The sequence below is a fragment of the Nitrospira sp. genome, from assembly GCA_030653545.1.
Taxonomy (GTDB): domain Bacteria; phylum Nitrospirota; class Nitrospiria; order Nitrospirales; family Nitrospiraceae; genus Nitrospira_D.
In genome coordinates, this window is record JAURZE010000018.1 from 1 (window position 1) to 13,976 (window position 13,976).

Below are 13,976 nucleotides of genomic sequence, written 5' to 3' on the forward strand. Positions count from 1 at the left end.
AAACCAGCGGCGCAGGTCGTGGAACCGAAGGTCGCCACACTCGGCGGCCTCGGCCGCGCGCGCCCACGCTTTTGAGAGTGCCCCAGGCGCAGACCATTCTTCGAAGACCCGACTCTCGAGCTCGATGTCCTCCCCTTCCATCAGGGCAGCATACGCATGCCGATTCAGCGGTAGGAGCGTGGGATTCCCTTTCTTCTTGCTGCGAGGAGGTGGCAGTTCGAGCCATGGTCCGTCCGTCCTCGACACAATCATGCTCCGCCGAATGATCCAGATTTTTTCCCCACGGAGTCCGGTATTCATGCCTACACACGCCGCGCGCCGTAACCGTGCGGTGGCAAGTTCAAAAATTTTGGCGATCTCCTCCGGTTCAGGCATCCGATCGCGGGCCCCGCTCACAGGAGCGGTGATTGCGCTCAGGGGATTCGACGGAATTTCCCCAACCTGTGCTGCGAAATTGAGCAATGAGTTCAGAATTGACCATTCACGTGCGATGGTGCCGTCACTCGGACGGGGATTCGCCGCGCGTCGCTTCTTAATGTACTCCTGCCCATCGCTATAGCGAAGGTCTCCAAACGGCATTGTGAAGTGAGGAATGAGATAGGTATCGGTGACCTTTTCTGCCCGATGAATGTCCGCGACCTGCCGTTCACGGAGTTCATACAGATACGCCGGCTTGAACTCGGCCATCGTCATCCCCCCGCGTGGAGGCGTAGCGATCTGGCCGGAGGCGGTCCCGTTTTGAATCTTCACGACCATCTCGGAAGCAGCTTTATCAATAGCGTCGACTGAGAGATCGTAGCCTAAGGTGGGCCGATAGCGTTCCCCCCGGTACCAATATTCCATGTCGATCGCGATCCCACGGGTCTTCGTCGGCCGGCGACGAATTTTGTACTTCGAGCGTTGAAGCTGGGGATCCACACGGGTGGCATTGCCGGACGAGGTGCCGGCAGGAGGCAGGGTGGCGTTCGAACGGCGGGACGTCATGGCAGGGACACTCCTTATCGATAACGTGAGGTGCGGTGACGCGGAACCTTCCGGGGTTCCGGAGGCATCGCGGGTGAGACAGCGGATGGCTCGGGCTTCGGCTCTAACCGCTGGGGGGCGGCGGATTTGGCCCAGGCAATCAGCTGTTCACGGTCATAGCGCCAATCCTTGGACCCCGGCATTTTGTGGCGGGGAATATCACGCCGGTTGTACAGGCTGCTCGCGCTATAGCGAAGCAGCACCGCAGCTTCCTTTAAGGTGAGAAACGGACTCGACACAGGTTCGTAAGACATCACAGACTCCTTTCTCACGCGGCAGAATGACGCGTGCTAGAGACAGTCTGTGTTGGCCCGAGGGGGAATGGGGGTAGCGTTCCGTGCCAGATGCACCCCTGTGCTGGCAGTGTTTGAGGGTGTCGGACGCGACCCCGTTCCGTACGAGGTCGCGTCCCTTCACCAGACTGATGGCAACTGAGGGAGAAGATGACGCGGGGCAAACCCACGAACCACCGTCACGGAGACGGCGAGGCGGCTAACCAGTCAGGGCCCTCTCCCGACCGGAGGCATGATCGTCAAGATCCCCCGTTATGAGCGTCTGATACGCGGACGGCGTGGCGCAGCCGTGAACCGATTAAACCAGCCGGCCACGAAGATCGCTTCGAAGAATTTGGCAGTGCCCTCATGCGCGCAAATCCGCCATCGGGTCTTATTGTCCGCACAACTCACAACCACGCGAAACCGTCCATCCGGTAATGGCTTAATCACAGGGTGTTCTCCTTTTTGTTGTTGGGTGTTTCGTTCAAGCATTCCACCTCGCCTAAGGCCAACGCGTGGTCCCCGCCGTCGATTGGGAGCAGCGACTGAACGAGACCGGTCGTCCGGCAACCGCACCAACGGGCGGCAGGGCCATCGCGACCGAGTCGTCCGATGGCCCGCCAAGTCGGCAGCCTCGTGGGGCCGGCTGCACCCGTGTGTTAGCGCAGCCGGCGCGCGCGCCGCTTCGCAGACCGATAGCGGCGGAGTTCGCTCGCCAGCGCGGGCGACACCGTCACGTCCCGCGTGGGCATCGTCGTGCTCTTGCGTGACGGGAGGCGCATTGTCCAGGCCTGCACATCCACCGACTGCCCGTTCAACCGTAAGACTTCGCCCCGGCGCAGGCCGGATGCCAGCGCAAGCTTGAGGGCCAGATAGACAGACGGATAGTGCGTCCGAATCCGCTCCAAGAAGGAGGGCAGGTCATCAGGAGGCGTGTGTGCATAGGATTCCATGAAGATCTCCTTTGGTGAAGTGTAGTGTGAGACTGTCGCCTTTCTACGGGCGGTTCACAGCCGATCGCCCAATTCCCTCCTTTCTCGACTACCAGTATGTGATGACCGGACACTCCGTGGGCGTTGCGTTCCGTGCCAGATGGCCCCCCGTGTTGGCAGTGTCTTCAGGGAAGTGCTGGCTCGAGCCCCTGGTGCACCTGGGTGGTGACCGCCAGCCGGTTCTCACGGAGGAGGCTGGGAGCTCTTCGGCGAAGGCGAGATCACGGTCGCGATCATGTGCCTTGTGGAGGCGGAGGGGTCAGCCCAGAGGGAGTTTCAGAGGACGATGGTCAGGCGGATGGCCCGCCGGCGCCGGACCAGGACGCCGCGGATGACTCACGGGAGACACCGAACGCGATCCGCCCGACAATCGTCATCACCGACCGGAGACTGCGGCCTGGCTCGGGGGCCGCTCCAGGAGTCTGATCGTGGAGCCGGCGGGGCGGCGTGTGGCTCCCCTCTGCGTTCTGGTGGTCCCCAACCTCCCATGTCGACTGGCGTCCTGAGGCGAGCCGGGCAGAGGCTCGTGTCGCTGAAACCAGAACGTGGGTGGATGGCGGACTCTACCGTCCAAGACCATGTGCTCCTGATGGCGGCGGTCCCGGTCAATACCAGTCTGATGTCTCGAAAATCCTGGGGGTTTGCGAGGCGGGCCGCGAGGTCTTCAGGTGGCATTTCTCGAAGATGCAATGAGGGAAGAAAAGGCCTCGCGCCCCCACTCATATTCCTGAATCCAATGGAGACTTTCCCAACAGCAGAGATTAGCAGGTTAGGCGAGAACGCAATGGCGATATTCTCCTGCCAGTCTCAACCCGGTCGAAGATCAGATGCGTATTTAGTGTTGGAAAGGTTGCCAGGACTTCGTGAGGCGGCACCGATCCAGGCGGATGGATCAGCATCTAGGACAGTGCCACATCATAGCTCGTATTTTTGCTCCCACCTTCGTTGCGGATGAGCATCCCAGCGTCCAGTAATTCCTTGATATCGCGCTGGGCGGTCGGCATGGAACACTTCGCCATCGCTGCCCACTTCCGTGCCGTAAGCTTGCCCTCAAAACCGTCGAGAAAGCGGTTCAGTACTTTCCGCTGCCGTTCATTCAGGATGACGTCCGCATGGCGTTGCCAGAAATTGGCTTTGCGCAGGACAGCCGCGTGCCCGATTTCTGCGGCATCAATGGCTTTTGAGACGCACGCGATAAACCAGAGCAGCCGTGGGGTGATTTCTAACTCTCCCTTTTGCGCGGCTTCGAGGGACGCGTAATAGGAGGGCCGTTCCCGGCGGATCTCGCTCGCAAGACTATAGAATCGCTGTGAGGACTTTTCGGAACGGGCCAGGCTCCGTTCTGCGAGGGCTCGTGCGATGCGTCCATTGCCATCTTCGAACGGATGGATCGTGACAAACCATAAATGGGCGATCGCCGCATGGACGATTCCATCGACAGTCAGCGGTGCATTGATCCAGGCGAACAAGGTCTGCATCTCGGCCTCAACTCGCGCAGCAGGGGGGGCCTGATAATGGACTTTTTCGTGGCCGATTGGACCGGAGAGCACTTGCATCGGACCACCGGCGTCGTCGCGCCATCTACCCGTCTTGATCTTACGGATTCCCGAATAGCCGGTCGGGATCAACGCCGCCTGCCACCCAAACAATCGTTCGCGGGTGAGTGGCGTCTCAAGGTCACGTGTGGCATCGAGCATCATGGCCACCATGCCCTCCACATGCCGATCTTCGGGGCCGAGGGCCGCGCCCGGGACACCCAGCCGGCGGGCGACGGAGGAACGGACGCTGGCTGGATCGAGTTGCTCCCCTTCAATAGCCGAACTGGTGATGGCCTCTTCGGTGACCGCCCCGAGTTCGGCTTCCAGGCGGACCTCGAAGCCTAGACCGGCCATTCGACCGAGAAGTCGACCTTGCTTCAGATGCGCTTCAGCTAATGGATTTAGCAGCTGCGCCGCGTCCCAGCGGAAGTGTGGCCAATCAGGACGTTCCCAGATATACATATTCACCTCATACTATGATGCGAATGTAGCATTATTCGCATCACGCTGCAATATATTCGCATCATGTAGTGATGCAAATAAGGAGTGATTCGCATCACGGCGATGACTCTTCGCGGTTCAGGCTGGTCGCGGCAGGCGAGCCGACTGCGGACTGTACAGGTTCACGGGAGAGAGTGGTAATGGATTGATGGGGAAACAGCAGCGCAACCGTTCCCGATCATCACAGCGATACGGATATCAGAGAACAGGAAGAGACTTTCCAAGAAAACCTGCCAGACGGAGCAAAACCAGCACGACGAAGGCCTACGATGGTGCATGATCGGCAAATCCGTGACGAGGGCGACGACACGAGATCTGTGATGGTATTTCAAAGAGTTACGGGCCACCAAGACCAGTAGGTCCCGATGGCCCGTAACGTCGGCCTAATCGTGGGAGAAACACGCCGAATCGATCGGCTTCTACTCACATCGACCGGCCTGACCGTTCCGTCCAGGCTATCCAGCGATACGGTGCCGAGCCACGAACTTCATGACTTCGGCAGGTTCAAAGCGGACGGCCCGGCCAAGCCGGATGCACGGTAAGTCACCAGCATCGGCTGCTTGGTACACGAATGCCTTGCTATCCTTTAGCAACCTAGACACGTCACTCGCGGTGAGTAACTCATCGGAGAGGGGCGGGGTTGGTGAGGAGCTCCGTATCACAGCCATCGATATCCTCCTTCAGTGCGAGACCATGAGCCTGACGGGTGGGAGGATGCGTTAGCCCGTGTCTGGCACAGCTGCTAGTTTCCCAAAAAGTTGGGGCACATACTGTGACAAAAGTGTGACCAAACATCGTTCTACTCCATTGGCACCATAGACTCAGTAGACGAGATCTCGCTCAAACACCTATGAAAAGGGCCAATAATTCGAGGTTATGGAGACGCCTCGAGCACGGTCTAAATAGAAGGTCAAATTAGGTCAGCTGGAAAGGCAAATGAGGACACAGGAGTGGGCACGAGAAGACAAGAGGGCAGTAGCGTGCTAGACGGGGAGAAAGTGGCGAACAATGACCTGGGAAATGTTCTGAAAATCGCGGTCTGAGGTGAGGATGGGAAGCCCGTGCTGCATGGCGCTGGCAGCAATCCAGATATCGTTAGCGGCAACCGGGGTGCCGGCCTTTTTCAACGCCACGCGAATGGTCGCGTACCGTTCCGACGTCTCTTCGTCCACGATCAGCACGCTGACGCGCGCGGATTCCAGAAACATTCGTAACTCACGCTCATTGCTTTCGCGTTTGCTGCCCTGGAGAAAGCCCGCGCGAAGCTCTCCGAGGACAATCGGACTGAGCCATATCTCTTCGGCTTGAGGAAGGATCTCAAGCACCTCGGGGTGTCTTTTCTTGAACGCGATATAGGCGGAGCTATCCAGAAGCAGCCGGGTCATTTCCAGAGCTCTGGATCAATCGTGCGTTGCTCGGCAATGAGGGCCTCGAAGGCGGCGGCCTCTTCCTTCGTCCAGGTTCCGGCGAGATGATCCAGATCATGATAGCGGACCGGCGATTTCTTTTTTCCCTTGCCCCCAACCGATTCTTCCAACAACTCGATGACCGCCTTATTCACGCTCGTCTTCTTCTGTTTGGCTCGCTGTTGAACCGTACGAGCAACGTCGGGTGGAAGGTTCCGTAACGTAATCGCTTTCATGGCGTCGTGCCTCCATGCATCATAGATGCCTCACAGTGATGCACAGTATACCGCAGCGAACCGGGCTCGTCAAAACACGTGGGGCCGCGGGGGCTGTTCTCATGAGGCTATCCAGGGTTGAGATCAGGACGCGTCATCCCAGATTAGGGCAGATTGCGTGTGACATGGCATTAGACTGATCGGTCAACTGAGGGCCGTTTAGGCAGATAAATAGGACACACCTACATCTTGTCCTCATTTAGAGCGGCCGATGAAATGAGGACAGTCTGATTCACGTGAGGACAGCTCAGGGTAAATTAGGATAGCACCCGAGATCAGACGGTCCCCCGAAACAGTGGATCAGCTAACCAGAAAATTCGGCACCATCGCCATTCAGGAGTGGCCAACGGGCCATGTGACCATCCGCCAGCTGCACGCGTTGACCAGGATATGCATTCTTGCTAGCGTAAAAATATATCAGGACCTAAGGATGACGTGTGCCTGACACAAGGAGTTGGTCGTAAAAACCCTACTGTCTATATAGACGGTCCCTTTCGTAAGTGTTGAAAAAACCTACGAGTTGATGCAAAGCCAAGAATAATTAAGTTGTTGATATCATTACCTTTAATGCGTCTTGCCAAGGCGAGGGTCGAGGGTTCAAATCCCTTTTCCCGCTCCAATTTTTCAATCACTTCCTTACAACGCATTTCCCCACTCACCGCTCCATAGGCGGTTTATAGGCGGTCTAAGGCCCTTGGGCCATATGAAGTCGTCAGCTCAATAGTTGACCTGCCTTCGGGAAACGACGACAACTCCAGCCGACGATGACCGATGAAGCGCTCGAAATTTTGAGAAGAGTGATTGTCGACTTAGGCAAGCCAGTCCGGCACACGCCGATCGGAATTCACCTGATGGAAGAGCTAAACCTCGATCTCGGTCCCCGTTACGAGAGTGCAGCGTTCACAGGAAAACGAGGCGATTAACTTCGCAGACCTGAGGGTTTCCGAAAGAATGCCAGAGTTCGTCGACGTATCTACTTCCGAGAGCTATACACGTCCGGCTGCTAACGTCGATCGAGTTGGCGATAATATTTCTTCTGACCATTGGTCGGGTCGATATAGGTGAAGCACCCGGCAAGATCATCAATGCTCTGAAGCACACCGAGCAAGGCATAGGCGTTGAACGGCGTGCCGGCCCCCGTCTCGTAGTGGCTTACGAAGTTACCCACAATCGACGGAGCGTGATGATTCTGGAGATCACTGATCTGCTGTGCTGACATAACGCAACGGCCCGCCGCTTGATACAGCGTCACAGCTTCAGTGATCGCCTCGATATAGGTCGAAAGCGTCCGCCTGTCTCCACGGGTGGCATAGTCAGGCGGCACGGGTATTACCAACCTGGAGATAATCTGCGCGAGTTTGCACTCAAGGTATTGACGCAGAAATGGGGCACCAATGTCGATCTGGCCCGCATTGAGATGCTGCTGCGCTTGCGCCTTGAGACGATCTACCTCCTGTGCGGATACCATCAGCCGCCCCTTCGGCGGCATCCCTTGCAGCTTCTGGTGATGCCAATCTGTGGTACCGTTGAGCTTGTCGAAATACTTCTCTAGGCTGGTGTCGTGGCTCAAGATGATGAACTGCAAGCCATCAGGCACCGCGCCATACCGCATTAAAGTGCGTAACGCGTCCATCAAGGCGAACTGATGCCCCGCATCAAAGCTCGAGGTCACGTCATCGAGCACCATGAACCGTGGCACGCCGCTGTGCTTCATAGCGGTTGCCAGGAAGATCGCGGAGGCCACGGCATTGCGATAGCTCTCTGACAGCAATGCTCGGGCGCTAAGGTCCTGCAGGCCGAAGAAGTTCGCCAACTTGAGATCGACATTCTCGCTGTTCTGCGCGCGACTCAAAGTCGGCTTCACGTCGGGCCCACCTCGCACGAACCGGCCGAACAGGTCTTGACATGAGGTCTGAATTTCAGCAATCCGCTCATTTGCCAGCGCCGCCTCCGCGTCAGCGAAGCTTTGGACGGCCCCGGTGATAAAAGTCTTCCAGCGGTTCAGGAGCTTAAGCTTGTCCTGTTTCGCCCTTAGCATGGGCGCAGCAGCCTCGAACTCAACCACGGCATCACGAAACTGCTTGGCGAAGCTGAGAGTGCGCGTTACCTGCACCAGCGAGGGAGGAAGCTGCCCCTGCAAAGTTGCCGCTTCCTGCTGCGCGCGTTCCAGCACCTCCTTCCTCTGCTTCTCCAAGCCTACGAGCCGTTCCCTGATCTTTTCTAGGTCCGCGGTCGCGACTTCACCCTTCTTCGCGGCTAGATCAAAGGCGATATGCAGCCTGTCTCCCGTGCCAATCGCCATTGCCGCCGCTTCTTCGAGTTGGCGGAGCTTTTCGATTCCCGCCGCGGTCGCGATCTCGTTCACCAGTTCGGCGTCAAGTTCGACCGCTGCGTCGTACTGCGCGATTTTGGCCTCCAGCTTGGGCTTGAGCGGCCCATCGCCCTTCGCTTCGCAGACCGGACATTGATTCGGATCGTGCCAGTCTGCTCCGGTGACGACGGCAAGTGCATTTCGCAACAGAGCATGCAGCGCGTGAGCGCCCACACTGCGGACGGCTTCGTCGCGTCTCTTGGCTAGACCCACGAGTCGTTCGATGTCAGCAACGTCAGCGTCTGCAACGGTGGTCGCTGACAGCGACGCTACCGCTGTCGTGAGCGCGTCCAGCTTCCTGCGCGCTTCCCCGCCTTCCTCCTTCTCGATCGCCTTCTCCGCAGCGTCAAAGTCGAGATCCATTACGGTCTCGCTGCTGACCAGCGGTTTGAGCAGCGCGATCGAGGACAAGGCTGAGGTGACAGCCGTTTTTGCGCCGGCGAGCTTATCGATTGCGGCACCGCCTGCACCGGCCACCTCGTCATGAGCGGCGATGATGCGCCGTTCGATGGCGCTCAACGCGCGCTCGTTCGTCTTCACCTCCACATCGAGAGCCGAGAGGCCCAAATCGCTGTTGATGTTCTGCGTACGCCGCGCGCCATCGAGGGCTTGGCGGAGCTTGGAATAGCGACTGAGCCCCACAAGCGAAGCGAACGAGCGCCCGCGCTCCAAAGCCGAGATGTCGATCAGCTTGGCGAACCGGCCGTAGTCGACGAGAACGAAGTCTTCTTGCAGGGTTGCGAGAAACTGTTCTGGGTGTGGACGCCCACTCGGCGACGTCACCACTCTGGCGCCGTTTGCTGCCCGCGTTACCTTGATCGTGATATCCGGCGTCCCGTCATCGCTTTTGAAGATAAGATCGATCGTCGCCTGTTGGCCGGGATGGAACTTGTTGACGACGTAGCCGTCACCCTGCTCAGCGTCCTGAAGCGCCTTCAGGCGCGGGACATTGCCATAGATGGCGAAGTGGATCGCTTCGAAGATGGAGCTTTTTCCGACGCCGTTCGGCGCGTGAATCGAATTGACAGCGTCGACCTTGAACCTAAGGACAAGAGGGTCGCCGTCATTGTTGATTCCTCGGAAGCCCTCGATGGCCAATTCACCCAAGAAGTAACGGGTCATGACTCGTCACCCGTCGCTGCCTTCTGCAGAGCATCGAGCGCGTTCAGAACGGCCTCGTGAAACTTGCCGATAGCCGCTCTCCCAGGCGCGGCCTCGCCAGTCACGTCAAGAAGGTGCAGGTTATCGAAGAGGATCTTCGCACATTCCGGATCATTCTGTTCAGCCTCGGCTTTGAACAAAGCAAGGTTGTCGTTAAACGAATTGTCGAGTTTGAACTCCATGATGCCCCTCGGCTTTCTCCCCTGTAGCCCCTCTAATCTTGCGGTTCTCCAGAATTTCCGCTGCGCGCAACACTTCAGCCACTTAAGTTTTCAGGCCGAGTTCGTCTTGCGAAGCGTCCCAGGCTCGAACACGCCTCAACATTCTCCGACCCGATGAGCCGAGCAACCCAGTCGAATTGGTGCTCTCGTACTTGCATTCTTGCGAGACGAAGCGCCTGAAACGTTGCATTGGCCAATATCGCCTCCCCCAGAGACGTTCGCACGGTGTCATGCGCGAGAATGTCGATGGTGGTGATAAGCCTCATGGACTCAAAGAGATTCGTCGCAAGCCGCGTTGCCTTTTTCTCGTCGATCGCCGCAGAGCAACCGTTGACATGTGCGAATGAAAGGGTTGCCGCCTCCCCGTCGCCGAGTGACTCCGATGCGCTGCCCGATACGAGTTCGAAGAATGTTGCCAGAGCATGCCCCTCAAGTTCTCTGACATTCAGGACTTGGTCGCCTATCATCTTCTTCAACAGCTCGAGTTCCGGACGGCCGTTCGCGGCGCCCAGTTCGATCTCGCGGATAACGCTGTCGGTTACAACAACCGGTACCGCCAACGCCTTCAAGATGGAGGTCGAGTGCCCCGTCGCTAGCAAGTTGATCAGGACGCTCGAATCGAGGACGAGCTCAGTATCCTTATCAGTGAGGCAGCTTGAAAAGGTCATCCGCCTCATCCTCTTCCGCCTCCGCTTCGTCGAGCAGCTCGCGAACCTGCGCTCGCCCGAGCTTCAGCATCTCCGACATTTGGCCTTCGCTAATCAGGTCCTTCTTCCATGCATCGATCGCGAGCAAGAACAGCCGCGATGATTGCGCGGTATCGATCGAGGACGTGTCGTATGCAGCTGAGCCGAGGACCTGACGGGCCTGCTCGTCGGTAATGCCTCCATTATCCTTGAACCAATCCCACGTTCCTTTCTTCGTCAGGCCGAGATTTTCGAGCCGCATGACCATGGCCTGACGAGACACACTGAAAAAGTGCGCGAGGAGGATGATGTGCCGGCGGGTGAGATGGCTCGACCCGGTCGTCAACTCTTTGAACTTCTCCATTACGGCACGGGCAGGCGTCAGGAAGGCCCGTCCAAACGCGTTTGCGTAGCGTTCTTCGCGCGAATTTTCGTACTTTTCGTCCTGATAGACCTCAGGCTGACGGCGCGTCGCCGTGAAATGCCCGAGTTCGTGGCCTCCGGTCTGGATCCTACGGTCCTTGCGGTGGCTGGAGTTGATCAGGATGCATGCGCCCACCACATCGTCGTATGCAAACAGTCCTGAGACCTTGGGATCGAGCTTGCGGCTATAGACCCTCACTCCGAGCTGAAGCTCCATGAGTGCGAACAGATTCTGCACCGGCCCCTCGCCGAGCCCAAGCCAGTTCCGAAAATTCTGCGCGTCGTGTTCTGCTTGGGTACGCACGTCTCCGGGCAGGATCGACTTTTCCGGCGGATAGTTATGCGTCCGTTGGACGCCCAGGATGTTTTCGAGTTCAACCTCGGCCCGAACGAGATCATTTAACATCCGTGCAGCCTGCTCGATACTGGCGTCGCCAGTCTCCGAAAGCGAGCGGAAGCGCGGAACAAGATCCACATGGACGGACTCGCGCCGCAGCAGCGAATTGACCGACACATTGTAGTAGCGACTTAGTGCTTGTAGCTCATCGATGCGTGCACTGCGCTGACCTTTCTCGATAGCGACGAGGGTCGTGCGCGCGATGCCTGCTGCCTTTGCGCCGGCATCCTGGGTCACGTTCGCGGTCTCTCTCGCGACTTTCAATCTCTCGCCCAGCTCCGCCGGGCTTAGCTCGTGAGTTAGTTTAGTCATGATGCGGTATCTATCCATTTCCTCACGAATGATGACGGTCCCAGATCATTCGTGAACGCCGACCATTCCGTTGCGTGGTGTTGCAGAAGCCGATCGAGGCTGTTGGCAACCACATCTGACGGCTGCGACAGCGCGCGAGCGAGTTCGTTCGTCGCGCGGCGCTTAAGGATGTCATACTGTGTTGAATCTCGGACCAAAGCGAAGTGCTCGAAATGGAGTACTCCAGCGAGCGCGTACTCGCGCAGGGCTTGCGTGATATGATTAAACTCCGAGGCCGCCCCTTCCTCGAAGGTAGGAGCCTTCAGCGTCTCCCATACATAAGTCTCCACAGGCTCCTTCAAGCCGGCGGCATGGACGCTTAGACGGCGTAACGTGCACGCCGCACAGATTCCGCACTGCCGCCGCGTCCCAGATACGGACGCCTGCCTCGACTGTTGCCAGCAGGACCGAGTCTTTACCCAGTTTGCTGCATCTTCGCCGCAGTTGTCGACGAACTCGCGCAGCGTCTCGCCCTTCGTCATCCAGAGCCGCGGAAAGCAGTAGTGAAGCCGATGTTCGAGCAGCGTGCTGACAAATTTCTCCATCAGCACGGAGAATGCCGGATGGTTTCGGTAATCCGCGTAGCCTTGTCCCACCGGAAGGATCGCCGGTGCGAGAGCGCCTTGCCCACTTTCCGAGACGATCACAGACGGCACATGGATCAGATAAGAGGCAATCGCTGCTACGATGCTGAACTTAAAACCGCGGCTTCGGGCGCTGGTCTCGGCATTGTTGCCGTCCAGCTTGACTTTGTAAGGCAATGCCGCGAAAGGAACGTAGGTGCGCGCCTTCCTCGGTATGTCATGCCGTTTGGTTCCCACTCTCACGCGGACGAGCCGATGGCCGAGGCGCTTACGCTCGAGGCCGTCAACCGCGCAAGAATCCATACCCTCGCTATAGGCAATGACGGCCTCGGCGTCGGAGGGAAACTCCATGCGGTTCTGGGCAGGCGTCGCTGCGCCTGCTTTGCGACCGCGGAACTCGAAAGACCAATCATCGCCCGTGAGAAGATTCAATGCGTCGACGAGCGTCCGCATCACGGCAGGATCCGACCATCTATCACGGTCATGGACTGGAACATGCAAGTAGAAGCGTCGTCCCCAGTTCATCGCACTGCGACCAAGACTGCGATCGCAGAATTCAACTGCAGCCGCAACGACGAGCGCGTCGTAAACAACGGCCTTCCAGTTGGTCGATGAAAAGGATTCAAGGATTTCGGTGTCGAAACTGATGTGTCGATCGAGCCTGCAGGCGAGCGCGCCCTTCCGAGGGTGCCCACCAGGCTCGACAACATCGACGGTCAATTCCTTGAGCTCGAGAAACCGTTCTGCCGTGCTCTTCACAGCGGTACTCCGTCGCTAAGGTCGGTTCTCTTACGTAGGCCACGCGCGGCACCCGGATGAGGGTCGACCAGCATCGAACCAAGTTTGCTCTCCGACAGTCCGGAAATTGCGCTGTTCAGCCTTGCTCTTACATCGTTCGCGCGCCGCTGATTCGACTTGCGTAGGTAGTGCTCTTCCACCGACCGCATATTCGCAAAGCCGCGTTCCTTCGCGGCGAAGCCCACGGCCTCGTAGAGTGCCTGCTTATCCAATCGACCTTCATAGACAAGCTGGATACTCCAGGCGACGGCGTTCATCCCGAACACCGAACCCGCGGCCAGAGCCTTTGCCTCTTCGAGCTGCTGTAGCGCGATCTCGGGAAGCCCCAAAGAATTGTCGCGACCCGTGAAGACATCCTTCAGGGCATAGATCAATGGCCCTGAGACCTCGTTTTTGAAATCGTTGGCGAGTGCTTGAGTCGCGGCTTCCGCCACCTGTTCGGAATCGTAGACGCGCTGATCTCCGCGCTTAGCCAATTCCCTCCACGGCCTTCGCATTGGTAGACTTTTATACGGTCCGTCACTCATTGTTCGACTCGCTATGTCAAAAAGATATCTAAAAAAATATGACAATGTCAAATCGATCGTGCTCAGCGTTTCTTGTTGAACCTCTGGGAAGCCCGATTAAGAATCAGCGGATCTGCTTAGGAAGGCGGCGTATCGATCGGCGAGTTGGTCAACCGCCTTTCGAAGTTTCTTTGACCAACCTTTGCTACGTACCAAGTAGTGCTTTTCAAGGACATCTGCGGCCTGGTGTCCCATGAGATGTTTCACGACTTCACGGTGCACGGCCTCCTCGCCCTCTTCAGCCCCAAGGTCCTCGAGCGTCGAGGAAAACCAGCGGCGCAGGTCGTGGAACCGAAGGTCGCCACACTCGGCGGCCTCGGCCGCGCGCGCCCACGCTTTTGAGAGTGCCCCAGGCGCAGACCATTCTTCGAAGACCCGACTCTCGAGCTCGATGTCCTCCCCTTCCAT

At 58.0% G+C, this 13,976-nt stretch carries 15 protein-coding genes; 1 reads left to right on the forward strand and 14 read right to left on the reverse strand.

All coding sequences use genetic code 11. The features are described 5' to 3' along the window. The 5 genes from Q7U39_06430 to Q7U39_06450 all read right to left on the reverse strand — a co-directional run. Positions 1–984 (reverse strand): hypothetical protein (locus tag Q7U39_06430; GenBank protein MDO9117574.1); only part of this gene is annotated, 984 nt, incomplete at its 3' end. 14 nt (positions 985–998) lie between these two features. Further along, positions 999–1,277: a helix-turn-helix domain-containing protein gene (locus Q7U39_06435; GenBank protein ID MDO9117575.1), complete on the reverse strand. Its 279-nt coding sequence runs from the start codon at positions 1,275–1,277 to the stop codon at positions 999–1,001. A gap of 291 nt (positions 1,278–1,568) precedes the next feature. Beyond that, on the reverse strand, positions 1,569–1,748 hold the full coding sequence (locus tag Q7U39_06440; GenBank protein ID MDO9117576.1) for a hypothetical protein: 180 nt from the start codon (positions 1,746–1,748) through the stop codon (positions 1,569–1,571). 209 nt (positions 1,749–1,957) lie between these two features. Next, on the reverse strand, positions 1,958–2,251 hold the full coding sequence (locus tag Q7U39_06445; GenBank protein ID MDO9117577.1) for a tyrosine-type recombinase/integrase: 294 nt from the start codon (positions 2,249–2,251) through the stop codon (positions 1,958–1,960). 938 nt (positions 2,252–3,189) lie between these two features. Continuing rightward, positions 3,190–4,290, reverse strand: coding sequence for a Fic family protein (locus Q7U39_06450; GenBank protein ID MDO9117578.1), 1,101 nt, complete (start codon positions 4,288–4,290; stop codon positions 3,190–3,192). Between the two features lie 404 nt (positions 4,291–4,694). On the opposite strand from Q7U39_06450, the gene Q7U39_06455 reads away from it, so the two are divergent. Next, complete coding sequence (locus tag Q7U39_06455; GenBank protein ID MDO9117579.1) at positions 4,695–4,871, forward strand: hypothetical protein; 177 nt, start codon at positions 4,695–4,697, stop codon at positions 4,869–4,871. 441 nt (positions 4,872–5,312) lie between these two features. Here Q7U39_06455 and Q7U39_06460 read toward each other — a convergent pair whose 3' ends face one another. From Q7U39_06460 to Q7U39_06500, 9 genes are all read right to left on the reverse strand, one after another. After that, positions 5,313–5,714 (reverse strand): type II toxin-antitoxin system VapC family toxin, encoded by a 402-nt coding sequence (locus tag Q7U39_06460; GenBank protein ID MDO9117580.1) that lies wholly within the window; start codon positions 5,712–5,714, stop codon positions 5,313–5,315. After that, the gene (locus tag Q7U39_06465) at positions 5,711–5,971 is read right to left on the reverse strand and encodes a hypothetical protein (GenBank protein MDO9117581.1); all 261 of its coding nucleotides are present in this window, start codon (positions 5,969–5,971) and stop codon (positions 5,711–5,713) included. Before Q7U39_06465 ends, Q7U39_06460 begins: the two co-directional genes overlap by 4 nt. 1,042 nt (positions 5,972–7,013) lie before the next feature. Beyond that, positions 7,014–9,503, reverse strand: coding sequence for an AAA family ATPase (locus Q7U39_06470; GenBank protein MDO9117582.1), 2,490 nt, complete (start codon positions 9,501–9,503; stop codon positions 7,014–7,016). Beyond that, positions 9,500–9,724, reverse strand: a complete 225-nt coding sequence (locus tag Q7U39_06475) for a hypothetical protein (GenBank protein MDO9117583.1) — start codon at positions 9,722–9,724, stop codon at positions 9,500–9,502. Before Q7U39_06475 ends, Q7U39_06470 begins: the two co-directional genes overlap by 4 nt. A 74-nt stretch (positions 9,725–9,798) precedes the next feature. Further along, positions 9,799–10,431: a hypothetical protein gene (locus Q7U39_06480; protein MDO9117584.1), complete on the reverse strand. Its 633-nt coding sequence runs from the start codon at positions 10,429–10,431 to the stop codon at positions 9,799–9,801. Then, a complete protein-coding gene (locus tag Q7U39_06485; GenBank protein MDO9117585.1) occupies positions 10,406–11,581 on the reverse strand; it encodes an XRE family transcriptional regulator in 1,176 nt (391 codons plus the stop codon). Before Q7U39_06485 ends, Q7U39_06480 begins: the two co-directional genes overlap by 26 nt. Further along, complete coding sequence (locus Q7U39_06490; protein MDO9117586.1) at positions 11,578–12,963, reverse strand: hypothetical protein; 1,386 nt, start codon at positions 12,961–12,963, stop codon at positions 11,578–11,580. Before Q7U39_06490 ends, Q7U39_06485 begins: the two co-directional genes overlap by 4 nt. Then, positions 12,960–13,478, reverse strand: a complete 519-nt coding sequence (locus Q7U39_06495; protein ID MDO9117587.1) for a hypothetical protein — start codon at positions 13,476–13,478, stop codon at positions 12,960–12,962. Before Q7U39_06495 ends, Q7U39_06490 begins: the two co-directional genes overlap by 4 nt. Positions 13,479–13,625: 147 nt before the next feature. Continuing rightward, on the reverse strand, positions 13,626–13,976 hold a 351-nt coding region (locus Q7U39_06500), incomplete at its 5' end, for a hypothetical protein (GenBank protein MDO9117588.1).